Source organism: Huijunlia imazamoxiresistens (assembly GCF_037132455.1).
GTDB classification, from domain to species: Bacteria; Bacteroidota; Bacteroidia; order Chitinophagales; family Chitinophagaceae; genus Flavisolibacter; species Flavisolibacter imazamoxiresistens.
This window is the reverse complement of the sequence record NZ_JBBBEI010000010.1, coordinates 110,461-133,930: the sequence shown is the minus strand read 5'-3', so window position 1 is coordinate 133,930 and position 23,470 is coordinate 110,461. Positions and strand designations below refer to the sequence as shown.

At 58.9% G+C, this 23,470-nt stretch carries 18 protein-coding genes; 9 read left to right on the top strand and 9 right to left on the bottom strand.

The window, feature by feature from the left end; genetic code table 11:
* Positions 1-44 precede the first annotated feature (44 nt).
* The 7 genes from V9K67_RS13965 to V9K67_RS13935 all read right to left on the bottom strand — a co-directional run bounded on the left by V9K67_RS13965 (position 45) and on the right by V9K67_RS13935 (position 12,884).
* On the bottom strand, positions 45-2,849 hold the full coding sequence (locus tag V9K67_RS13965; RefSeq protein ID WP_336723454.1) for a hypothetical protein: 2,805 nt from the start codon (positions 2,847-2,849) through the stop codon (positions 45-47).
* Positions 2,846-5,242 carry a hypothetical protein gene (locus V9K67_RS13960; RefSeq protein WP_336723452.1) on the bottom strand — a complete coding sequence of 799 codons (2,397 nt, stop codon included), beginning with the start codon at positions 5,240-5,242 and terminating at the stop codon, positions 2,846-2,848. The genes V9K67_RS13965 and V9K67_RS13960 overlap by 4 nt, the downstream gene beginning before the upstream one ends.
* Positions 5,239-5,994: a hypothetical protein gene (locus V9K67_RS13955; protein ID WP_336723451.1), complete on the bottom strand. Its 756-nt coding sequence runs from the start codon at positions 5,992-5,994 to the stop codon at positions 5,239-5,241. The genes V9K67_RS13960 and V9K67_RS13955 overlap by 4 nt, the downstream gene beginning before the upstream one ends.
* Positions 5,967-7,112: an AAA family ATPase gene (locus tag V9K67_RS13950; protein ID WP_336723449.1), complete on the bottom strand. Its 1,146-nt coding sequence runs from the start codon at positions 7,110-7,112 to the stop codon at positions 5,967-5,969. The genes V9K67_RS13955 and V9K67_RS13950 overlap by 28 nt, the downstream gene beginning before the upstream one ends.
* Before the next feature lie 24 nt (positions 7,113-7,136).
* Positions 7,137-7,781 (bottom strand): hypothetical protein, encoded by a 645-nt coding sequence (locus V9K67_RS13945; RefSeq protein ID WP_336723447.1) that lies wholly within the window; start codon positions 7,779-7,781, stop codon positions 7,137-7,139.
* A 141-nt stretch (positions 7,782-7,922) separates the two neighbouring features.
* Positions 7,923-11,507, bottom strand: a complete 3,585-nt coding sequence (locus tag V9K67_RS13940) for a T9SS type A sorting domain-containing protein (RefSeq protein ID WP_336723445.1) — start codon at positions 11,505-11,507, stop codon at positions 7,923-7,925.
* A gap of 288 nt (positions 11,508-11,795) precedes the next feature.
* Entirely contained in the window at positions 11,796-12,884 is a 1,089-nt protein-coding gene (locus V9K67_RS13935; RefSeq protein ID WP_336723443.1) for a hypothetical protein, read from the bottom strand.
* 90 nt (positions 12,885-12,974) lie between these two features.
* On the opposite strand from V9K67_RS13935, the gene thrS reads away from it, so the two are divergent.
* The 6 genes from thrS to V9K67_RS13905 all read left to right on the top strand — a co-directional run bounded on the left by thrS (position 12,975) and on the right by V9K67_RS13905 (position 18,514).
* A complete protein-coding gene (gene thrS, locus V9K67_RS13930; RefSeq protein ID WP_336723441.1) occupies positions 12,975-14,912 on the top strand; it encodes a threonine--tRNA ligase in 1,938 nt (645 codons plus the stop codon).
* 198 nt (positions 14,913-15,110) lie between these two features.
* Complete coding sequence (infC, locus tag V9K67_RS13925; RefSeq protein WP_336723440.1) at positions 15,111-15,680, top strand: translation initiation factor IF-3; 570 nt, start codon at positions 15,111-15,113, stop codon at positions 15,678-15,680.
* 73 nt (positions 15,681-15,753) lie between these two features.
* On the top strand, positions 15,754-16,191 hold the full coding sequence (locus tag V9K67_RS13920; RefSeq protein WP_336723438.1) for a hypothetical protein: 438 nt from the start codon (positions 15,754-15,756) through the stop codon (positions 16,189-16,191).
* Positions 16,192-16,404: 213 nt separating this feature from the next.
* A complete protein-coding gene (rpmI, locus tag V9K67_RS13915) occupies positions 16,405-16,602 on the top strand; it encodes a 50S ribosomal protein L35 (RefSeq protein WP_336723436.1) in 198 nt (65 codons plus the stop codon).
* A 42-nt stretch (positions 16,603-16,644) separates the two neighbouring features.
* Positions 16,645-16,989: a 50S ribosomal protein L20 gene (rplT, locus tag V9K67_RS13910; RefSeq protein WP_336723435.1), complete on the top strand. Its 345-nt coding sequence runs from the start codon at positions 16,645-16,647 to the stop codon at positions 16,987-16,989.
* A 124-nt stretch (positions 16,990-17,113) separates the two neighbouring features.
* Entirely contained in the window at positions 17,114-18,514 is a 1,401-nt protein-coding gene (locus V9K67_RS13905; protein ID WP_336723434.1) for a type III PLP-dependent enzyme domain-containing protein, read from the top strand.
* A gap of 47 nt (positions 18,515-18,561) precedes the next feature.
* On the opposite strand, the gene V9K67_RS13900 is transcribed toward V9K67_RS13905, so the two are convergent.
* Both V9K67_RS13900 and V9K67_RS13895 read right to left on the bottom strand, forming a co-directional pair.
* Positions 18,562-19,884 (bottom strand): hypothetical protein, encoded by a 1,323-nt coding sequence (locus tag V9K67_RS13900; protein ID WP_336723432.1) that lies wholly within the window; start codon positions 19,882-19,884, stop codon positions 18,562-18,564.
* 102 nt (positions 19,885-19,986) lie between these two features.
* Positions 19,987-20,430 (bottom strand): Hsp20/alpha crystallin family protein, encoded by a 444-nt coding sequence (locus V9K67_RS13895; protein WP_336723430.1) that lies wholly within the window; start codon positions 20,428-20,430, stop codon positions 19,987-19,989.
* Between the two features lie 182 nt (positions 20,431-20,612).
* Between V9K67_RS13895 and V9K67_RS13890 the strand changes: the two genes are divergently transcribed.
* From V9K67_RS13890 to V9K67_RS13880, 3 genes are all read left to right on the top strand, one after another.
* On the top strand, positions 20,613-21,029 hold the full coding sequence (locus V9K67_RS13890; protein ID WP_336723429.1) for a BrxA/BrxB family bacilliredoxin: 417 nt from the start codon (positions 20,613-20,615) through the stop codon (positions 21,027-21,029).
* A gap of 105 nt (positions 21,030-21,134) precedes the next feature.
* Positions 21,135-22,298 (top strand): prolipoprotein diacylglyceryl transferase, encoded by a 1,164-nt coding sequence (locus tag V9K67_RS13885; RefSeq protein WP_336723428.1) that lies wholly within the window; start codon positions 21,135-21,137, stop codon positions 22,296-22,298.
* A 246-nt stretch (positions 22,299-22,544) separates the two neighbouring features.
* Positions 22,545-23,402, top strand: coding sequence for a sigma-70 family RNA polymerase sigma factor (locus tag V9K67_RS13880; protein ID WP_073041057.1), 858 nt, complete (start codon positions 22,545-22,547; stop codon positions 23,400-23,402).
* The last annotated feature ends 68 nt before the right edge of the window (positions 23,403-23,470 follow it).

The following is a 23,470-nucleotide window of genomic DNA, read 5'->3' as shown; positions in this document are numbered from 1 at the left end:
GTCGCTTCATTGATGCTGCAAGGGGGCGGATCCTTTCCCGGTAATTATCCTTCCTGCGCCAGGTCGTGGATCGAAAGCCGGCCGTTTTCCTCCAGCAGGGCGCAGTGGTTGCGGGTGCCGGCGGGAAAGACCGAAACGATGGTGGCGGTAGCCGGGATGCGGCGCACGACTACCGGCCCTTCGGCCTCCAGGGCGAACACCACTGCCTGCAGCCGTTCGGCCACCACCAGGAAGCGGGGCAGGATAAACTGCAGGCAGACCGGCTTCAGCTCGTTGCCGAAGGGCTGATCGTAGTACGGTTTCATTTGCTGGTGGGGGCCCCGGGCGGTGTAGAGGGCGCATCCGCCGGCGGTGGCCAGGGCGATTTTGACGCCCGGGTCGGGGTCGGCAACCGTAAGCCCGTTCAGGCCGTTTACAGAAGCGGGTAACGCCATCACCTGGGTCCGCCCGTTTTCGGCCACCTGCCACAGTTCCTCACCCCACCCGATGTAAAAGCAGCCATTCTGGAAGTGGACGTCGGTACGGGGCAGTTGGGGATGGGGTGCGACCGGGCTGCCGCCTTCCAGCGTGCAATCGACAGACTGGTGCAGCACGCCCTCGGGGCTGTAGTGCCGGAGCGCCAGGGCGCCGTGGACCCGCAGCAGGGCCACGACATTCCCTTCCCTGTTGATGGCCAGGCCCAGCACGTTGTTCGATAGCCAGGCGGGGCATTGCACGAAGAGCTGCCGGGAAAAGCCCCGGGCGGGGGGCAGCGTTTTGAGGGGCAGCGCCAGTTCGTCGGCAGGGTGGAGAAGCACGGTGTTCGTTCGCTGCCCGTTCAGGACCAGGCGGGCTTTCGGGCCATAGGGCACCGCTTCGTTCCAGGAATGATATTCAAACCGTCCCTCGCGGTTGCCCCTGGCCAGGTGCAGCTTTTTTCCTTTTACCCCAAGCAGGAGAAACTCGTTGAGGGTGAAGGGAGCCGCCCGGAGCCATTGCACGTCGTTCGCCAGTTGGTAAACGGTGGAGCCGGCGGCGGGCAGGGGCGTGGCCGGCCGGTTGGCGAGAAAACGGGTGCAGTCGGGCTGCAGCAGCCGGTCGCCGGGTACAAAGCTTTTCAGCAGGTTCAGGGCCGAAGGGTTGCCCGCCGCGGCCTGTTCGCTGACGACCTGGTAGGCCAACTGCTGCGCCACCGCCTCCAGTTCGGCGCCGGCGTAGGTGGTCTTCACCTGCAGCAGCACATTCAGGAAGGCCAGTTGTTGCTGCGGCGCCACTGCTCCTGAAAATACCTCCTGAACTTTCCGGGGCAGGCCGGGCGGCTCCTCTTCGGCCGCCAGCGCAAAATATTCCTTCAGGCAGGCCTCTGCCTGGGCCGATTGGTGCCACCCCCGCAGCAGGGTGTGTGCGGCCGCTCCCGGTTCGCCCAGTTGCTGCCGCTGCAGGCGGGCGGCTTCCAGGTAGTTGTGGTTGGCCAGGGCCTTATCCCTTGCGGTCTGGTAGCAGGCAGTGGCCTTGGCGGGCTGTTCCAGCAGCCGGTACAGGTCGCCGGCCTTCTCGTGCTGCTGCAGTTCCAGGTAAAGGTCGATGGCTTCGGGCAGCAGGCCGCCTTTTTCGAGGCAGGCGGCGGCGCCCGGGCGGTTGTTCAGGTGGTCGCGGTACAGGGCGGCCGCCTCGCGGAAATGGCGGCCCTGCTGCAGCACGTTGGCGGCTGCGGAAAAGTCGGCCAGGAGGTGGGCGTAGATGTAGGCCGCCTTTTTATGGGCGCCCCGGGCGGCTTCTTTTTTAGCCGCTTCCTGGTAGCGCTGCCGCAGCTCGAAATAATAATTCCCCGTATCCCAGGCATCCACGGCGCCGCCACCCAGGAGGCCGCCCAGGTTGAAGTGGGTCGACCGTTTGCCCAGCCGGGCCGAGGGCGGGGCCTGCCCGCGGGAAAGGTAAGGCGAATCCAGGGGCAGGGCGTATTGGAGGGCTTCGTCGGTATTGTTATCAAACAGGCGGAGGAGCCGCTGCAGCTCGCGGTCGCGCTTGCTGTCGAGGTTGGACGGCCGGTTTCGGCGGGAGGTCTCCAACTGCCGGCTGAGCCATTGTACCAGCTGGTCGAGCGCGCCGGGATTGCCGCTTCCCCGCCTGGAGGACCTGCCGGCGGAGCGGGAGGTGCTGCCACCGCCCAATGGGGGCAGGGCGGCCAGGGCCTGCAGCAGCAGGGCCAGTACGATCATGCCTCCTTCCAGGACTTTTTGTTTCAGCCCCTCAGCGATCCGGGCGGCGGCGGAGCGCCCTTCACCGGCCGGATCGTTACCGGCGGGCAATTCGTCCAGGGGGCGGCTGCCGATGCCGGCTTTCAGCGCGTCCATCATTTCCGCCGTGGACAGGGTCTCCAGCCGCACCTGCTGCAGGCGGGCGGCAGGCGGCGGCGGGTCCGGGGGGCGCCGCCAGGCACCTGCCGGCGGGGGAGCGGCTTCCAGCAAGCCGGCCAGGGACAGGCGGTCCTTTTTTTCAAAGCCCACAAAGCCCAGGGAGGGATGGAATACCTGCCAGTCCCACAGCAGCAGCGCGGCCAGCTCCGCTTCGTTCCCGTCGGGATACAGGCAGGCGTGCAGGGGCAGGAACAGTTTGCCGGCCCGGGCATAATAAGGGTGGCGCAGGCGATCGGCCGGGGGCGCCTGCCCCGCGGGAAATACCACCAGCAGACCGCCCGGGCGCACCGAGCCTTTTCGCTCGGGCAGGACCAGGCAAACCAGTGCAAGCGGGTCCACGCCCCAGCGGTCGATCTCCCGCAACCAGTCCCGGACGGAAGCGCCGTGAATGAAGGCCGCAGCCACCGGGCCGCCGGCTTCCCGGGTATAATTCAATTGCAGCTCCAGCTTCATTGCAGTTGGGCGATAAAGGGTGAAAGATATTTTTTATAGAATTCGGCCGGTTCCAGCTGCTGTCCGGCAGCCCGGAAATAGTGATTGCCGGTGCAGGTGCCGTCCGCGGCCCAGGCGGCCAGCGGTTTGTCCACGATCAGGGTCAGGGTCATTTCCGGCAGGGCGGCATTGGAGCTGCGCAGGTGCAGGAACCCCCGGGGATCCAGCAGGATCTCGCTGCCATCGGCCCAGCTTAGCCGGCGGAAGGACATCCGCGGGTCCGCATAGCCCTCTAGGGTCACTGGTTCGTCGGCGAGCGGCTCCGTTTTTTTGACCGTAGCGCCGTCCCGGGTCATTAGCTTCAGGGCGCCCGAAACGGGGCGGAGGGCGCGGTGGTCCAGGCAAAGCTGTTGGTTATGGTCGATATAAAGCTCCTGGATCCTGGTCAGTACCGAATAGCCTTTTTGGATATATTTCCGGATGCAGGAAGCCTCATAAACCGGCAGGGGCGCCACGCCGGCTAACGGCCTCCAGTCCTTATGGGCCTGGCAGTCCCGTACGGTACCCTGGACCGGGTCCACGGACAGGACGCGCCGGGACAGCTGGACAAAAACGGCAGGTGTCATGCCGTCAAACACAATTTTTTTCACTTCTTCGGTATCGGAAATTTTTTGCGAAAGGTCGCAGGAGTCCCAGGGAGCGTTTTGGGTTGCCTGGCTGTACAGGCGCAGCCGGGTGCCGGCCGCTTGGGAAACGGCCAGGCACCAGCCGGTTTTCCCCACCGGGCCCAGGCTGTACTGGCCTGCTTCTATAAAGGGGATGATCTCGCGGGCACCCTTGTCTTTCTGGGGCCAGTGCAGCACCCGTTGGTCCTGGGTAACGACCACCACGCCCAGGTCGGGGTGGTGCCAGGCCTGGTCCGGCTGTACCCGGACGCGCGCGGTGGGAAAATAAAGCGGGGAAGCGGGCTGGCGCATAAAGGCCGGCGGGCTTTTCTGTTGGGTGCTGGCGGGCGCCACGGGGGCAAACAGCAGCTCGTCGAGGTCGAGCAGGGCGGACGTCACCCGTTTGCGCCGGCCCTCCACCAGTTCGTACAGCTCCAGGCGCCCCTGCCGGCCGACGGTCAGCAGGAAGGAAAGCCGCTGCTGGAGCTCCGGGGCGGCTTGCAGGTGGAGGTCGGCCCCCTCGCCGGTGATCAGGACGGTTTGGGAAGTTTGCGGCAGGTCGCTGTCCTTCAAAAAAGCGGCGAGGGCCACCGTGCAGTGCAGGGCGGGGTCGAGCCGCTCCAGGGCCCGGAGGACGCCTTCTTTCGATTGAAGGTCCAGCGCTTCCACCGTGGTTCCGCCCAGGGCATAGGCCTGGACCGTGGTGCCCCGCCCCGTGTTCCGGCCCAGGGCCAGGGCGGCGGCCAGGGCAAAGACACGGGGCGTGCCCCACATTTTCAGGCTGGTATCCACCAGCAGCGTCCGGGTGCGGTTGTCCGGAGCCGGCGGTTCTTCACGGCGCAGGAACAGGGCCTCGTTGTTGGCGAGGCGGGCCACCAGCGACAGGTCGTCGTGGGCCAGCTCGGACAGCAGCAGGCGGTCGTAATTGCCGCGGTTGGTAATATCCGATACCCCGCCGAGCGGCTGGTCGCCGCTGCCGTGGGCGTGCATCGGGATGTGCAGGGCGGCCTCCAGGTGCCTTGCCAGGCGGGATAGGCCAGCGGTGCGGGGATCGGCTTCCAGCTCGGTTCGCCAATCCGCACCTTCCTTTTGGGGCAACCCGATCTCCGCGGGTTCGGGGGCTTTATCCAGGCCGGTGCGGATGCGGTGCTCCAGGGTTTCCCGGTCGGGAAAAACAATAAAGGCGTTATACAGGCCCGTTAGGTCCTGCAGGAACACCTGCTCGGTAATTTCTTTGGGGGCCCTGGCCCCGGTGAACAGGGAGGCGTCGAGGCGGCCGCTGTCCCATTCCGCCACCAGGCGCGTGGCGGCTTCTGGGTCCATCGTTTGGCTGGAGGCGGCGGAAAGGAACACGCTGAACAGTTGTGCCCGGCCGTTACCGCTGCGCAGCTCCGGGGGCAGGGCGTGCACCCGGTCCAGGAAGGCCACGGCGCCCAGCGTATACTGCTGCAGCTTTTGGGGCTGGCCGGAACCGGCAAACTGTTGCAGCAGCCGGGACAATAGTTCCAGCAGTTGTTGCCTGCCGCGGGCCTGCCAGTCCCGGTGGCCCGCCGCCAGCAACAACAGCAGGGTGCCGAAGGGCGGCAGCCCCTGGCCGGCCAGCCGGCGCAACAGGGCGGCCAGATCTTCACCGTAACAAATGGTGTAGCCGGCGGCGTCTTCGATGACGGCGCCTTTTTCGGCCCACCGCCAGAAATAGTTTTTGTGCGGGCGGAAATAGGTGAGGGCCGTTTCCCGGGTATCATTCATGGTGCATCAACGTTAGGTGGAGTGGGGAGGGAGACGGTTCCCGTTGTTCGGGCGGCGCTGCGGCTTAACGGGGCGAAACAGTCGAACGGCACCCGTTCCCAGGAACCGTCAGGGTCGAACAGCAAATAGGCATCGCCCCCGGCGTTGAACCGTGCCGCCAGCAGGCGGGCCAGCAGCGGCGGGTCGAAATCGTAGCCGCAGGGCAGCAGCACGCTGCCGCTCTGCCAGTATTCTTTCCCGGGCAGGGGCGGCAGGGGAGTGCCCAGCAGCAATACCTGTTGCTCCGAAACGGTAAAGCGCAGGGCCTGCAGCCGCACCTGCGGCGCACCCTCGGCCCAACAGCGAAAGCCTTCCCGGTCGGTCAGCAGGGCGGCGCCTTCGTGGAACCGGGCCGAGGGGACCAGCTGCACCGTTGTGTGGGGCTCTGCCTGGCCGGGCAGGCCCGAAACCGGGAGGTCCACTTTCAAAAAATCGGTCAGCGGCTGCCAGGTTCCTTCCGGCAGCCGGCCGGTGGGGGTGTGGCCGCCGGGAGGGAACAGCAGTCCCTGTTCCCCCAGCAGCCAGGCGCCGCGCAGGGGCAGGGCCCGGACGGCGGGGGGCGGAGCGGCGGGGAGCCCCCGCAGCCATACCCGTTCGCCCTCGGCAGCGGCCCGGAGGCCGGGAAGGGAGCGCACCGCTCCCAGGGCGGGGGCGTCTTTGGCCGCCAGCACGGCCACCATTTCGGTTAGTTCGCCTGCAGTATTTTTTTCCATAGTTCCTGTACGGGTTTTTGCACAAACTGTCGTTGCTCTTCATTGGTGATCCATTCGCAGCGGCCGTCGAGGTAGCGCAGGCGGTCCTTGATGGAGCTGCGGTCGGCGGGACCGGTGGCCGGGTCTTCCCATTGTTCCGTCATTTTCAGCACTTCGGAATAAATGTCGTCGGCCTGGGGCTGCCCGTTGAGGTGAGCCCTGGGGTGGGCCGCCTCCTGTTCACCCCCTGCTTTTACCGCGGCATTCACGATGGCGGCGATCACGTCCATCTGCTCTTCGGTGTCCCAGATGTAGCGCAGCACCCACAGGTCGCTTTCCGCTGCTTTCAGGCGCTTGCACAGCAGGGCGCTGGCGGCTATGAGGCGCTGGAGCTTTACGGCCCGGCGGTCCGAAAGCGGCAGGCCGGTGTGTCGCAGCTTCTGCACCAGTTCGATATAGGCGGGGCGTACCGTCGTCAGGTCCACCTGGGGCAGGAGCGACTGGAGCTGCCGGATCTCCTCGGTGGCGAGCTGCGGGCGCTCGCCGGCGGGCTTTTGTTCCAGCAGCCACCCGGCATTCAGCACCTGGCCCAGGTGGGCGGGGTCTACGTTGTCGCAGCGCACGCGCAGGAGGAAGCGGTCGAACAGGGCCTGCAGGGCCTCTTCCCCGGGCAGGTGGTTGCTGGCGCCCACGATCATCAGGGCGGGCAGCGGCCGCGTTTCGCGCCCGCGGCGGAATACTTTTTCATTCAGCACCATCAGCAGGCTGTTCAGGATGGCGCTGTTGGCATTCAGCAGCTCGTCGAGGAACACCAGGGAAGCTTCGGGCAGCATGCCTTCGGTATTGGTAACGAGGTCGCCTTCCCGGAGGCGGCGGATGTCGAAGGGGCCGAACAGCTCGTTGGGTTCGGTAAAGCGGGTGAGCAGGTATTCGAAAGTCTTTCCTTCCAGCAGCTTCGACAGCTCGCGCACCAGGGCGCTTTTGGCCGTACCGGGCGGTCCCAGCAGGAACAGGTTTTCCCTGCCGGCCAGGCAAATGCCCATCAGGTCGATGATGTCGTCTTTACCGACAAAGGTTTCTTTGAGGTGCCGGAGCGCCGCGTTCAGCTTATCGATCAGCGCCAGGGAAGAAGGAGTCATGGGTGCGGTTAATTGGTTAATTGGTTAATTGGGTATTGGGAAGGTTGCATCAGGTACTTGGGGGTAGCCGGGCCAGAAGGCTTCGGGGTGGCGGCCGAGGGCTTCCGCCACCAGCAGGGCCACCTCGGGATGGGCCAGCCGGCGGGTGTCGCGGTGGCCGATCACGCGGTCGCGGTAGGCGCTGCGGAGCGAGGGATGGTCGAGGAGCACTTCCAGGGCGGGTGTGCCGGGCAGGTCCAGGCCGGTGGCGGAAAACGGCCATTCGAGGGCCAGCTCCTGCAGCCGGGTCACCAGCGGATCGCCGGGGGCCAGGCCTTTGCAGGCGGCCAGCACCTCGGGCAGGTGCCGCAGCGACAGGTCGGCGGAATAAAGGGCTTCCGGTGTTGGTGGCCCGGCATAAGCGGGCAGCCAGTGGCGGATGGCCGGCTCGTCCAGGTCGCGCAGGAGCAGTAACTGCAGGGCGCGGTACAGGGTAGCGGCGCCCCACAGGGCGGCGTCCCCATCAAAGTCCGGGGCGGTCAGGGGCATTTCCGAAAAATCCTGGTGGTAAAGCCGGCGGAGCAACTCCGCGGAGGCGTGCAGGTCGCCGGGGTCGAAGGGCGTTACCTCGCGGCTGACCGTAAGGTTGCCGTGGTCCCACAAGTCCTGTATCAGCTGTTTCAGTGTCACTGTTTTGGTATTAAGGGTACGGGGCAGCACCCCTTCCGGTGAAGATAGTCCGCTTTTCGATGCGAAAAACAGGAAGGGGGAAGAAACCTTTGGTTTCCTCCCCCTTTCAAAAATAAACGCACTAACGACCAACCGTTCACGTTACCGCTCCACCACCAGCTTCAGCGTGGTGATGCCCTGGCGGGTTTGCAGCTGCACCAGGTAAATGCCGTTGATGAGGGTGGTGCCGTCCACCGCCACGGAATACTGCTGGCCTGCCTCGGCGGTTCCCTGCTTCAGCAGTTTTACCGATCCGCCCTGCAGGTTCTGCAGGGTGAGGGAGTAGGGGCCTCCTTCCGGCAGCGAAAAGCGCACCACCGTGCCCGTGGTAAGCGGGTTGACGGTAGCCTGCAGCTCCGGTGCGGGCGCGGTGGTGGTGGCCGTCGCCAGCGTCGTGAGCGGGGCCGTGGAGGCGGTGCCGGTAAAGAGGGCGGTATTGTCCGTGGCCAGCACCCCTACGGCCTGCCGCTTGTCGAGGTTGGTAGCCAGCAGCACCACGTCCGAGCTGTAGGCCTGGTGGGTGGCGGTCACATAGTTATACAGGTAGTTGCCGCTGACCAGGGTCAGGGGCGCCCCGAAGGCGATGGAGGAGGTGGACGATTCGCGGTAGAGGATATCGCCGCCGTTCTCGTGCGAGCAATACACCACCTTCAGCTTGCGGGCCGCCTCGTTGAGGAGCACGATCGGCCGGGTGCCTTCATTGGCCGTAACGGGGTAGAGGGGGTCCCAGGTGCCGGCGGGGCGGCGCACCAGCAGCGACACTTTGGGGTATTTGGGGGTATCGAAGCCCGTTTTCACTGCGCAGTACAAGGTGCCGTCGGCGCCCACGATCATGTTGAGGTGGTCGTCGGCCAGGCCGTGGCCCAGGTTAAGCGCCGCGCCGGCGCCCGGCAATTCGTCGGCCGACCAGGTGGCGGGTGGTGCCGCGTTGGTATGGGTCTTAAAGCCAAACCGCTGGGTATTCTGGTTCGACCACAGCACGCCGATCTTGCCTGGCAGGGCGACCAGGGCGCAGATGTCGTCTTCCATGATGCCGGAGGCTACGGTAATGGGAGCGCTCCAGCTGGTGTAGGGCGCATCGCTCCAGCGCACCAGCACGGCTTCTTCGCCGTCCGAGGCCATCCACATCCGGCCGGTGCCGTCCAGGGCGATGGTAGCGGTTTCGGCTCCCGGTTCCAGCACCACGGTAACCCTGGCCGCCCGCTGGCTCCAGAGCCGGTAGGTGCCGGCGCCTCCATCGTACTCGGCCGACATCAGGTAGGTGTTTTCGCCGCCGCCACGGAACAGCAGGATATGCACCACGCCTTCCATTACCTGTACGTCTGCCTTGCAGTTGCTGTTGCTGACCAGCGGCAGCACTTCGGTCCAGGTAGTGCCGTCAAGCCGGTAGATGGCGGTGCCGTCCGTGGTGGCGAGTACCGACCACCACTTGCCGGCATAGTTCCACACCTTCGCCTGCGGTTTGTCCATGGTATGCGTGGCAATGGGCAGGGGAGCGATGTCGGAGAAGGAGGCGAAGCCCGCCCCCGAGGACTGGACGGTATAGGTTTGCCCCCCGGTAAAGCCGCCGCTGAGGGCGTTGCCGTCCGCATCCTGGATGCCGGTACCCGAGGCTTTCAGGTCGAGGCGCAGGGTGCCGCTGCCGGCCAGCGCCCGTACCGACACATCATAGGTGGTACCGTCGGTGCCTACCGGCGCTACCGCCTCGGTGCCCACCGTGCCCGAGGTTTCCAGGGCCAGGTGCGCCAGGGTACCCCGGACGTTGCCGCTGAGCGGAGTGGCGGAAAAGTCGGTGGCGTCCACGCCGGTCACTTTTTTGGAAAAGGTGACCCGGAAGGTGACCGAGGAGGCGTTGGTGGCCACTGTGGCCGGCGACTGCCGGTTGATGCTCAGCACGGTGAGCGGCGCATTGGGGTCGGTTACGACCACGGGCGGCAGGATGTTGTACAGCTGTCCGGCGGTATAGCCGCCGCTGAGGAGGTTGCCCAGAACATCAAGGATACCGGTCCCGGTGGATTTCAGATCCAGGCGGAGCGAGCCGGTGCCGGTTATGGAACTTACGGTAATATCATAGACCGAGTCGCTGACAGCGGTGACCGCATTCGATCCCACGACACCTTTTACCGTACCGCTGAGCGTGGTAAGCGTGAAGTCGGCGGCATCCACCTCTTTTACCTTTTCGGAAAAAGTGGCCCGGAAGGTAAGCGAAGTGGCCGTAGTGGTGTCGGTGAGGGGCAGGTGACGGAAAATGCCGGTGATGCGGGGTGCCGGGTCGACGGGGACCGTTTCCCGGGCCTGGAGGGTATAGGTTTGCCCGGAGGCGTAACCACCGCTGAGCAGGTTGCCGGCAGCATCCGTGATGCCGGTGCCGGTGGGCTTCAGGTCCAGGCGAAGGGAGCCGGTGCCCGTTACAGCGCTTACAGTAACTTCATAAACGCTGTCATTTACGGCTTTTACCGCCGTGGCGGCCAGCATACCCCTGACCGTACCTTGGAGCGTGGTGATCGAGAAGTCGGCGGCGTCCACCCCGGATACCTTTTCCGAAAAAGTAGCCCGGAAGGTAAGCGAAGTGGCGGTAGTAGTGTCCGTGGCGGGCAGGTGGCGGTAGATGCCGGTGGCAAAGGGCGCCGGGTCGGGGGGCGTGGTTTCCCGCGCTTCGATGGTATAGGTCTGACCGGCGGTATAGCCGCCGCTGAGGGCCGCGCCGGTGGTGTTGGTGATGCCGGTACCGGAGGGCTTCAGGTCCAGCCGCAGGTTGCCCGTACCCGTTATAGCGCTTACGGTGACCTCGTAAACACTGTCATTTACCGCTTTTACGGCCGTGGCGGCCAGGCTGCCCTTTACCGTGCCGCTGACGGTGGTGACGGTAAAGTCGGCGGCATCTACGCCGCGTACGGCCGCCGAAAAGGTCGTGCGGAAGGTCACCGAGGTGGCGGTGGTGATTTGGGTGGCGGGGGCATAGCGCAGGATGCTGCGGACCGAGGGGGCCGGGGGCGGCGGTGGCGCCGGTATTTTGGTGCCGGTCAGCTCCAGGTCGAAGGCCATGTCGGGGGAGTTGGCGTTGTGCTGGTGCACCTCCACGGCAATAAGGTTGACGCCCCGGCGGAAAGACGTGGTTTTAATAGTAAAGGCCTGCGGCGTCCGGCCCTGGTCGGCTGCATTTTTGGCCAGGGTGGTGGGGGTGATGGTACCGGCGGGCATGTTGGTGCGGTACACTTCCTCGCCGTTCACGTACACCACCGCGCCGTCATCGCGTTTGATGCGGGCGTTCATCGCCGGGCCGAAGGCGGCCGGGTCGGCCAGGGTAAATGCTTTCCGAAAATAGACGGTGACGGTGCCTTTGTCCTTATCCTTGTCTTTGTCCTTGTCCTTTTCTTTGTCTTTGTCTTTGTTTTTGTCCTTGTCGTCGTCCTTGCCGTTTCCGTTTTTCTTGCCGGACTGCAGTTCGGTGGCGGCGTCTTTGATGCCGTAGCCGAAGGTGCCTTTGCCGGTCTTCCACAGCAGGTCGGGGAACAGGAGCGAACGCCACCAGGTTCCCGGGTTGGGGCCGTTGTCGTCGTATTTCCAGGTGCTGCCGAAAGGGATAAGGGAAACGGGTGTTTCCTGGGCGCTGGCGGGCGGTGTAAGGAGTAGCGCGCACAGCAAAAATTGCGTGAGCTTTTTGAAGGCCGCGGAGGTGTTTACCATGGGTTATGCTGGGTTTGGGTTTCAATAGGTAGGGCTATTCCGGGCAGGCCCGGGTAAGCGCCGGTCAATAAACCGGAACCAGGGGTTCCATAAAAGGGGGAGGTGCCAAAAAAACTATGCCTGCACAGCTCGATAGGAGGGATGCCGGTAATTCCTGGCAACACTGCCGGAGTTGGTGCAATCAATACTCAACAGGATTGTGTAATATGTCGGCCTTCTCCGGCAGCAGGAACGCAAAAGGGCTGAAGAAAACCCTTCAACCCTTCCATAAACTCAGGAACTCAGGAACTATTCCTCCAGCTGGAACCGGACCATCGCATTTTTCTGTTCGGTGGAGGTGATGCGGACCTGGTAGCGCTTGTCGCCGTCCTGCACGATCATCAGTGAGGTGTTGGGCGGGATGCGGCCCAGGTTTTCGGCCACCATCACCAGCACATGTTCGGTCTGCAGGTCGTTCATCTTCAGGGTAACGGTCAGCGGGGCGGTGGACAGCCGCTGGCGGGAAAGCACCAGCTGGTTGTCGAGGTAAACCGATATGGTATCGTCGTCGATCTCGCCGTTGTCGTACAGCCGTACGGTGATTTCCGGGCCGTGAATTTTGAGGGTTTCCGTCAGCTCGTTCTTCCGCGAACGGGTGGTGGCGGGGATCGTCAGCACCGTTTTGGGCTGGGGCTTTTTCACTTCTTCCTTTACCAGGGGCGGGGCCGCCTGGCGCTTGGTGGTATCGGTGCGGGGTTTGGGCGCGGGCTTTTTAACGGGAGGGGCAGGCTTGGCCGGGGCCTTGGCTACGGGGGCGGCCGGCTTTGTCACCGGGGCTTTCGCTGGCGGGGCGGCGGGCTTTTTTTCCGCGGGTGCCGGCGTGCGGTAGCCGGGCTTGTTGCGCAAAAACGGCTCGATGTAAAAATCGGAGGTTGGCACTTTTCTCAGGTAGACCGTGCCCCCGCCGCAGTCGCCGCCCAGGCGGTTGCTGCCTTCGGTTTTTTCGGATTTGCTGGAATAAGAGCCTTCGAGGAATTCTTCCCGGCCCGATTTGGAATACTGCAGCACCAGTTTCATGATGCAGGCCTGCGAGCCGCCCGACATGCGCAGCTCCACGGTCTTGATCTCCTGGATCACCGCGGACTTAGCCTTGGCGTTGAGCAGGCCGGTGAGGATGGCCTTGCCGTAAAATACGGTGGAGAGGTAGGAGTAGGAGACGCCGGTGATGCCCTTCTGCTTGTTTTGCTCCACCTGGAGTTCGAATTTGTACTGGTCGCCGTTTTCGGAATTAAAGTAGCCCCTCCAGATGCCGGTAAGGTTCTGGGCACTGGTTTCCCGGGGCGTGCATACGCAAAAAAGGGTGAGCAGGAAAAGCAAACGCAACAAAGGAAATCTCATCAAGTTGTGAAATTAATGGTTAACCTCATTTCAAAACCAATACTGTGGCAAAAGGTTGTTAATTTTGCCGCTCTTTTTAAGAACAATATTATGATGAATATTACATTTCCGGATGGAGCCGTACGTGCCTACGAACAGGGCGTGTCGGCGCTGGATATCGCCAAATCCATTTCGGAAGGATTGGCCCGAAAAGTTTTGGCGGCCGAAGTGAACGGCCAGGTATGGGATGCCAACCGCCCTATTGAAGGCGATGCCTCCCTGAAGTTACTGACCTGGGACGATACCAGCGGGAAAAGCACCTTCTGGCATTCGTCGGCCCACCTGATGGCCGAAGCCATCGAGACCCTGTTTCCCGGCGTCAAATTCTGGGTTGGTCCCCCGGTGGACAACGGCTTTTATTATGATGTGGACCTGGGCGACCGTTCCATCAGCGAGGACGACCTGCGCAAGCTGGAAAGCAAGATGGCGGAGCTGGCCAAGCAGAACAACGCCTATGTGCGCAAGCCTGTTCCCAAGGACGAGGCCGTAGCCTACTTTGCCGAAAAGGGCGACGAGTACAAGCTCGACCTGCTGCAGGGCCTGGCCGACGGCGAGATCACCTTCTACACCCAGGGCGGCTTTACCGACCTGTGCCGCGGACCCCATATCCCGCATACCGGCTTCATCAAAGCCATTAAACTTACCAACATTGCCGGCGCTTACTGGAAGGGCGACGAGCGCAACAAGCAGCTCACCCGCATTTACGGCGTCACCTTCCCCAACCAAAAGCAGCTCGACGAATACTTGCAACTGCTGGAGGAAGCCAAAAAACGCGACCACCGGAAGCTGGGCAAGGAACTCGGCATCTTTACCTTCGACGACGAGGTCGGCCCCGGCCTGCCCCTGTGGCTGCCCAACGGCACCATCGTGATCGATCAGCTGGAACGCCTGGCCAAGGAAACCGAGGAAGCCGCCGGCTACAAGCGCGTGGTAACGCCGCATATCGCCAAGGAAAGCCTCTACCTCACCAGCGGTCACCTGCCGTACTACCAGGAAAGCATGTACCCGCCCATGGAGCTGGAGGGGGTAAAATACTACCTGAAGGCCATGAACTGCCCGCACCACCACAAGATCTTTGCCGCAGAGCCCAAAAGCTATAAGGACCTGCCGTTCCGCCTGGCGGAGTACGGCACCTGCTACCGCTACGAGCAGAGCGGCGAGCTGTTCGGCCTGATGCGGGTACGCTGCCTGCACATGAACGACGCGCATATCTACTGCACCCGCGAGCAGTTTGCCGCCGAGTTCCGCGCCGTGAACGATATGTACCTGAAGTACTTCAAGATCTTCGGCGTCGACAAATACGTGATGCGCCTGTCGCTGCACAACCCCGAAAAGCTGGGTAAGAAATACGTGGACGAGCCCGAGCTGTGGAAAGAAACCGAGGAAATGGTGCGTTCGGTGCTGGTGGAGTCGGGCATTCCGTTCGTGGAAGTGCCGGACGAAGCCGCCTTCTACGGTCCCAAGATCGATGTGCAGATCTGGAGCGCCATCGGCCGCGAATTTACCCTGGCCACCAACCAGGTGGACTTTGCCCAGGGCCGCCGCTTCAAGCTGCAGTTCACCAACCAGGCCAACGAGGCCGAAACGCCCCTGATCATCCACCGGGCGCCGCTGGGTACCCACGAGCGCTTCATCGGCTTCCTGCTCGAACATTATGCGGGCAAGTTCCCCGCCTGGCTGGCGCCGGTGCAGGTGAAGATTCTGCCCATCAGCGACAAGTTTGCCGATTTTGCCAAAACAGTTTTGTTAAAGTTAAAAAAATTGGATATTCGTGCGGAAATTGACGACCGCAACGAAAAGATCGGCAAAAAGATCCGCGATACGGAGCTGATGAAAGTGCCGTACATGCTGGTGGTCGGCGAAAAGGAAATGGCCGAGGAAAAGGTATCGGTGCGCCGCCAGGGCAAGGGTGATGCCGGCAGCAAGCCGGTGGACGAATTCGTGGCGGAACTGGCGCAGGAGATCAGCGAACGGCTGACGGTCGCGTAATTGCGGCAGGGCTTTTGCATCAGTTTGCGGAAAATTTTAGCAAAACTGCGAAAAACAGCGTCGAATTCCTATCTTGTATGGGCCGGCCTGGTAGTTGGTCGCAGTTCTATTTGTAAACAAACCGGCAATCATTCATAAAAACAAACAAACAAAGCCATGTACCTGCCGGCTGCCGGCGTCAGGGCATGGAAAAAAATTATGGCATTACCAAACAAAGGAGGATTCAACCGGGGACGGTTCGTTCCCAGAAAAGAAGCAGAACACCGCATTAATCACCACATCCGGGTACCGCAGGTGCGGCTGGTAGGCGATAATGTTACCGTGGGTGTTTATCCAACCCAGGAAGCGCAAAAGATCGCACAGGAACAAGGCCTGGACCTGGTAGAGATTTCCCCGCAAGCAGATCCCCCTGTTTGTAAGGTAATTGACTATAATAAGTTCTTGTACGACAAGAAGAAGAAGGACAAGGAGATGAAGGCCAAGGCGAAGACCACCGAAATGAAGGAGATCCGCTTTACGCCCAATACCGACGACCACGACTTCGACTTCAAGTCCAAACATGCCGAGAACTTCCTGAAGGAAGGCAACAAGGTAAAGGCTTATGTGCAGTTCAAGGGCCGCGCCATCCAGTTCAAGGACCGGGGCGAGCTGCTGCTGCTGAAGTTTGCCGAGCGCCTGGCCGAATTCGGTGCGCTGGAAAGCATGCCGAAGCTGGAAGGAAAACGCATGCTGGCGATCTTCACGCCGAAAGCCGCCAAGAAGAAGTAAGAATTTTCTGTTGATATTGAAAAAGCAGCCAGGGATTGGCTGCTTTTTTGTTTTATGCAGGGAAAGTAAGCTTATGCGCATCGGTTGGTGTCTCCTGCCCCTGCTGCTGTGGGGGTGCGGCCTGGGCTTCGGCCAGTCGGACCGGATCTCGGACGAATTGTGCCACTGCGTTTCCTCCCTGCAGGACTCCATGAGCGACGGCACCATGGATTTGCTTTCCAAGGCTTCCTATTCCGATTCGCCCCAGCAGGAGATCACCCTGGAGCTCAATCGCCTGGGCCGGAAGGAGCAGGCCAAGGTGATCGACGAGCTTACCCGCTATGGGCTGCTCCAGAGCCGCAATTCGCCGGCCCGCGGCTGTATCAACAAGGTGCAGCAGCAAAACCTCTTTCTCTTTGCCCTGGACCAGAAACGCTATATAGAAGGCCTGGTGGACCAGCTGGAACGGAAAAACTGCCGGCTGGCGGCGGCCTTGTTACGGAGCAACCTCAAAATGGGCGTGTACAAATAGGATATTGGTGAATTGGTGAATTGGGAATTAGGTGGCGCCCGCTGCCAAATTCCCAATTCACCAATTCACCAATATCCCGAATTTTCGTTTTTCCCCAAAAACCCTTACCTTTGCCAGCCGTTAAAAAAAACGGTCATTGCCTGAAGAGGCCCGATAAGAGTGGCGCCGGTGCGCCAACGCCTCAAGGGTATCACAGAAACTGCATTCATTAAAATGCCTAAGGTTAAAACAAACTCCAGTGCCAAGAAACGCTTCAAAGTAACCGGCACCGGCAAGATCACGCACCAGAAGTCCTTCAAGCGTCACATCCTGACCAAAAAATCCAAAAAACGGAAACGTGCACTGGCCAAAGACGGCGTCGTGTCTAAATCGCACATGCACTTTGTTCAGCGCCTGCTGGCCCTGAAATAAGCCGAAAAACCTTTTAACAAATTCATTTAAACTCATTCAGATATGCCTCGTTCCGTAAATGCCGTTGCTTCCAGAGCACGCAGAAAAAGAATTTTAAAGCAAGCCAAAGGCTTCTATGGCAAACGTAAAAACGTTTATACCGTTGCCAAAAACGTAGTAGAAAAAGGGATGACCTATGCCTACGTAGGTCGTAAACTGAAGAAAAGAGAATACCGCTCCCTGTGGATCGCCCGTATCAACGCGGCCGTTCGCGAAGAGGGTCTGACCTACTCGCAGTTCATCAACCTGTTGAACCAGAAAGGTATCACCCTGGACCGTAAAGTCCTGGCAGACCTGGCTATGAACAACCCCGAGACGTTCAAAGGCCTGATCGCCCAGGTGAAATAACACCGGTACACGATAAAGATTCTGAAAGCCGAATGCATTTTTGCATCCGGCTTTCTTTTTGTAGGTAGAGAACTTTTACATTTGCACAAAATCAACGGTTCACTGGACAACCCTTACTATTTCAATGAACAATACTTATTTTGGCCTCGTTGAACAGACTTTCAACTTCCCCCAGGAAGGTCTGGAAGTGAAAAATGGTTACCTGGAGTTTAACGGCCTGGATATCAAGGCCCTGATCGAGAAGTACGGAACACCCCTCAAACTGACCTACCTGCCCAAGATCGGCATGCAGATCAACAAGGCGAAAACCATGTTTGCCAACGCCTTCAAGAAACACAAGTACGAGGGCCAGTACTATTACTGCTACTGTACCAAAAGCTCGCACTTTTCCTTCGTGGTGCAGGAAGCCCTGAATCACAACATCCACCTCGAAACGTCCTATGCCTACGATATCGAGATCATCCGGAAGTTGTACGAAAAGAAAAAGATCACCAAGGATACCTTTATTATCTGCAACGGCTTCAAGCAAAAGGGATACACCCGCCGCATCGTTCAGCTGATCAACAGCGGTTTCAAGAACGTGGTGCCCATTCTGGATAACAAAGAAGAGCTTCAGGCCTACAAATCGGCCAAGAACCCCTTTAAGGTAGGGATCCGCGTAGCGGCAGAGGAAGAACCGACCTTCCCCTTCTATACCTCCCGGTTGGGCATACGCGCAAAAGACATCCTGGAATTCTATGTCGACCATATCGAAGGATACGAAGACAAGTTCCAGCTGAAGATGCTCCATATCTTTTTGAATAAAGGCATCAAGGACGACATTTACTACTGGTCGGAGCTGAACAAGGTCATCAACCTGTACTGCCAGCTGAAAAAGATCTGCCCCGAGCTGGATTCCATCAACATCGGCGGCGGCTTCCCCATCAAGCACTCCCTGGGCTTCGAATACGACTACCAGTTCATGATCAACGAGATCGTCGGGAACATCAAGTCGGCCTGCAAGCGCAACAAAGTGCCCATGCCCAACATCTTTACCGAGTTCGGATCGTACACGGTGGGAGAGAGCATGGCCCATATCTACAGCGTCATCGCCCAGAAAACGCAGAACGAACGCGAGATCTGGTACATGATCGACTCGTCGTTCATTACCACCCTGCCGGATACCTGGGGGATTGGCGAACGCTTCCTGATGCTGCCCATCAACAAATGGGACCAGGAGTACCAGCGGGTGGTGCTGGGCGGTATTACCTGCGACAGCCACGACTACTACGACTCCGAAGAACATATCAACGAGGTGTTCCTGCCCAAGGTCAACGACGACGGCGAACCGCTTTATGTAGGCTTCTTCCATACCGGGGCCTACCAGGACCAGATCAGCGGCTACGGCGGTATCAAGCACTGCCTGATCCCTTCGCCCAAGCACGTGATCGTGGAATACGATAAAAACGGAAAGCTTGTCGACTGGGTCTACGCCAAAGAGCAAAGCGCCCAGAGCATGCTCAAAATACTCGGATATATCCGCTAATAAAAAATCCCGCTCCTGGAGCGGGATTTTTTATTAGGTGCTTTAGCTTATCGCTTCAGTCTGTATTTCTTGTTCACTTTGGGGCTGTTGAAGTAGCGGTTCAGCTCTTCTTCCGACATGTCGGTGGAGATTTCCACGGGGATGTCGATCAGCTGTACCTGCACCTGCTTGAGTTCGTCCTTCAGCTTGGTGGTCTTGCGGGTGATGTCCAGGTCTTTTTCGCCCAGCAACTGGTAGTCGCGCAGGTTGTATTCCAGGCGCTTGATGGAGGTGCGCACCAGGTTGGCCTGGTTCTGGTCCACCGCCTTGGTGGGCACGGCGGCCTCGCGGATGGGCACCAGGGAAAGACCTACGCTGGGCAGGATTTTTCCGTATTTCTTGGAAATTTCGTCGCTGGAGGAGGCCATAATGGTGCCGGTCAGCGAGGTGGTGGCGGCCGTCAGGTCGAAGGTGGTGCGGGCGCCTTTGGTACGTTTCAGCTTTTTATCCAGTTGCAGGAAGGTGTACTTGAGCTGCAGCACGTAGCGCTGGATGCTCCGTACCGCCTGGTTGTATTCTTCCAGGGCTACCGGGTAGTTCAGGGCGTCCCGCACGATCAGTTTTACCTGGGCGGTGTCGCGCGACTGGAAGCGGGTGGTGCCGATAAAGTACAGCATCAGGGACTTCTCTTTGTTGGGGTCGGTTTCCTTTACAAAGGAATAAGGCGGGGTCCACCGGAATTCGTCATCGCATTTGTTGACGGGAGAGAAGTTGGAGATGGCCACGTTGGAAAGGGTATAAATGTTTTCCAGCGGGAAGGACCCGGTTTCGCACAGCACTTTAAAGGTTACGGGTTCGCCTTCGTCCACATACACGGTTCCGCTCACCATAGGCTTTACCAGGGAGGGGATGATCTCGGTATTGTAAAACACCATCGTAAAAGTGGTGTCGATCTTGTCTTTGGGGTCCGAAAGGTTCTGCACGCCCATCACCACTTTATAGTTGACGTCGTATTTCAGTTTGCCGGACAGGAAGTAGGATTTTTCGGCCTTGAAGCTCAGCGTTCCGTTGTCTTTATGAATGCGCAGGCCCACGGGCGAATTCTTCAGGTACCAGAAATAGTTTTCCGGGTTTTTATTGATCTGAAGCTGGTAATTCAGCGCAGAATCCACGTGAACGGTAAAGAAGGGGGTCAGGTTCACGATCCGCAAAGCGGAATCGGGGTGAAAAATGGAGGCGGAATCCTTTTTAACGATGGTGATGGTATCGTGGATCACGGTCGTGGAATCGCGTGGGGGCGGGGCGGTTTGACCCGCATCGGTCGCCTGGCTGAATGCCCATCCATGAATAAGCAGGCAAAAAAGAAAAAAGAGGCAGAATTTCTTGTTCATTATCCCAGAAAAATTAAACGTGTGCAATATTAAGATTAAATAAAACCCCATCGTGGAAACGATGGGGTATAAACCAAAACCAACTGCTTATGAGAAAAATACTTACTGTATAGTGATTTGTTTTACAGGGACTTTTGCCGGTTCTTTACGGTAGAGGTTCACTGTTAAAACGCCGTTAACATGTTTAGCATCAACCTTTTCCGTATCCAGGGTTTCGTCCAGGATAAAGGTGCGTTTTGCGGGCTGCAGTTTGAATTCCTTCCGCAGGTACTTCTCTTCTTTCTGTTCACCTTCTGCCTTTCTTTCGGCGGTGATGGTCAGGAGGTTCTTGTCGATATCCACGCGGAATTCCTCTTTGGAAAACCCGGGAGCATATACTTCCAGTTGGTAGCCGCCCTCCGATTCTTTAATATTTACCGGGAGGGAAGGCTGCGCCGCCGGTGCTGCAAATTCATCACGAAATAAAGACGGAAAATGAGGTAAAATGTTGTCCACCAGATTGTTAAAAGATTTAGAAACCGGTTGTCTGAATTTTACGTAGGTCATATGTTTTAATTTTTTGGGTTTTAAACGAACATTCCCTCCTGGTCAAACGACGTACCACCGCATTTTTTACTGCCAAAAGGTCCGTTTTCTTTTTAACATGCTGTTAGGATGGCAGTTTTAAAGCGGAAGGTCTGCCAATACTATTGTTCATTACCTTTGTGCTTCTTAAAACAAATACGTCTATGTATCCAGCAGAAATAGTACAACCCATGAAAGAGGAGCTGACCGAGAATGGGTTTTCCGAGTTGTTGACTTCCGGTGAAGTGGAAGAGCAGCTGAAGAAGAAAGGAACTACCCTGGTGATGATCAATTCGGTTTGCGGCTGTTCCGCCGGTTCCGCCCGCCCGGGCGTGCTGATGGCCGTGTTCAACGCCAGCAAAAAACCCGACTTCCTGGCCACTTCCTTTGCCGGTTTTGACCTGGAAGCCGTGCAGACCCTGCGCCAGCATATGCTGCCTTACCCGCCTTCATCCCCCGCCATCGCCCTGTTTAAGGACGGCGAACTGGTACACGTGATCGAGCGGCACCAGATCGAAGGACGGCCGGCACAGATGATCGCCAGCAACCTCATCCATGCTTTCGACCAGTACTGCAACTAAGCTTTTTTCCTTCTCTGAAAAATGCCTCCCCGCCGGGAGGCATTTTTTTTCAGGCGGGATGTTCGGATTTTCGGCTTACTTTGCCTTCTTTTTTTATAGCTACATATGTATCCTAACCTGTACTACGTTTTCAAAGACCTCTTCGGCATTGAGCTTCCTGCCTTGCGTTTCATTAACTCCTTTGGTTTTTTCGTAGCGATCGCCTTCCTGGTGGCAGCGGCCCTGCTGTCGAAAGAGCTGCGGCGGAAGGCAAAGGAAGGGCTGTTGCAGCCTACCGAAGAGAAAGTAATGGTGGGACAACCCGCCTCGGCAGGAGAGCTGCTGGTGAACTTCGTGCTGGGGTTCATCCTGGGCTATAAGATCGTCGCCCTCTTCCTGCTGGACAAGGAGCTGGTACAGGATCCCCAGGCCTTTATCTTTTCGGGACAGGGCAGCTGGCCTGCCGGCATTGCCCTGGGCCTGCTGTTTGCCGGCCTGAAATGGTGGGAGCGCCGCAAGCGCCAACTGGAAAAGCCCCAGGAGCGAGACATCCGCATGTGGCCCCACGACCGGGTAGGGGAGTTTACCGTGCTGGCCCTGATCTTCGGCCTGCTGGGCGCCAAGCTGTTCGACATTTTTGAAAACTGGAGCGACTTCCTGCGCCACCCCGCCGCCTATATCTTATCCGGGGGCGGCCTGACCTTTTACGGCGGCCTCATCTGCGCCACCATCGCCATCGTCATTTATGCCCGCAAATACAAAATTCCCCTGCGCCACCTGGCCGACGCCATCGCCCCCTCGCTGATGATCGCCTACGCCATCGGGCGGATCGGCTGCCAGGTTGCCGGCGACGGCGACTGGGGCATTGTCAATACGTCCCCCAATCCGTTTGGCTTCCTGCCCGACTGGATGTGGTCCTACCAGTACCCGCACAACGTGATCGAGGCCGGCGTGGCCATACCGGGCTGCGTGGGCCGGTACTGCACCCAGCTGCCGCAGCCGGTGTACCCGACGGCTTTTTATGAAACCGTTATGGGCACGCTGCTTTTTGGTGTGCTGTGGGCAGTGCGCAAGCGGATGAAGCTGGCGGGCAGCCTGTTTTGCCTCTACCTGGTATTCAACGGGCTGGAGCGCTTCTTCATTGAAAAGATAAGGGTGAATAACGAGATGGACTTTTTGGGATTTCATCCTACCCAGGCCGAGGTGATTGCTACCGGTTTGGTACTGCTGGGTTTAGGGTTGTGGCTTTTTATTTATACAAAATATCGGGCCGCTGTGCGGAAAGTGTAAGGATGTGCCCAATTCACCGGGCTTAATTTTAGCAAACCCTTAACTAAAGGGTTTTGGAAGGAAGGGGAAAAGCAGTATAATTTTTGCAAATCGGATAATATACGGATATTATCCGAAAACTATTATGAGTTCTGCGGATTGACAACTACTTTTGCAGGCGGTGTCAAAAAATCTTTTGAACCAACAAGGGGAAAGGTTTGGTCCGTTAATTATTTGTTCAAATATAAAACAAACAAGCATTAAATTATGAGGCAGCTTAAAATTGCCACCCAGATTACGAACAGAGATTCTCAGGCCGTCGAGAAGTATCTTCAGGAGATCTCCAAGATCCCGATGATCACTCCGGAGGAAGAGACCACTCTGGCCCAACGTATTAAAATGGGTGACCAACGAGCTTTGGATAAGTTAGTACAGGCTAACCTTCGCTTTGTGGTTTCTGTGGCAAAGCAGTATCAGCACCAGGGGTTGTCCTTAAGCGATCTGATCAACGAGGGGAACCTTGGCCTGATCAAAGCTGCTCAGCGTTTCGACGAAACAAAAGGGTTTAAATTCATTTCGTACGCGGTATGGTGGATCCGTCAGTCCATCCTGCAGGCATTGGCCGAGCAGGGTCGCCTGGTGCGCCTGCCCCAAAATAAGATCGGCACCTACAACAAGGCCAACAAAGCCTATATGGCCTTCGAGCAGGAGCACGAACGCGAGCCCAGCACCGAAGAGCTGGCCGATATCCTGGAAATGAGTGAAACCGAGATCAACAATATTTTCCAGAGCAATACCCGTCACACCTCGCTCGATGCCCCGGTACACGAAGCCGAGGACGTAGCCATGGGCGACCTGCTGGAAGGTAGCGATGATACCGATGATGATGTGATGAAGGATTCGCTGAGGGCAGAGATCCGCCGGGTACTCAAATCCCTGAGCCCGCGGGAAGCAGAGATCGTCAACGCCTACTTTGGCCTGGACGGTGAAAACGGCACTACCATTGAACAGATCGGCCAGAAATACGACCTCACCAAGGAACGTATCCGCCAGATCAAGGAAAGGGCCATCAAACGTTTACAAAAAGCCCGCTACAGCAATGCGCTGAAAGCGTACTTAGGATAGAACTTTCCTTTAAAAAGAAAGCCCCCGGCCTGTTGCCGGGGGCTTTCTTTTTAAAGGAAATAGTTTAC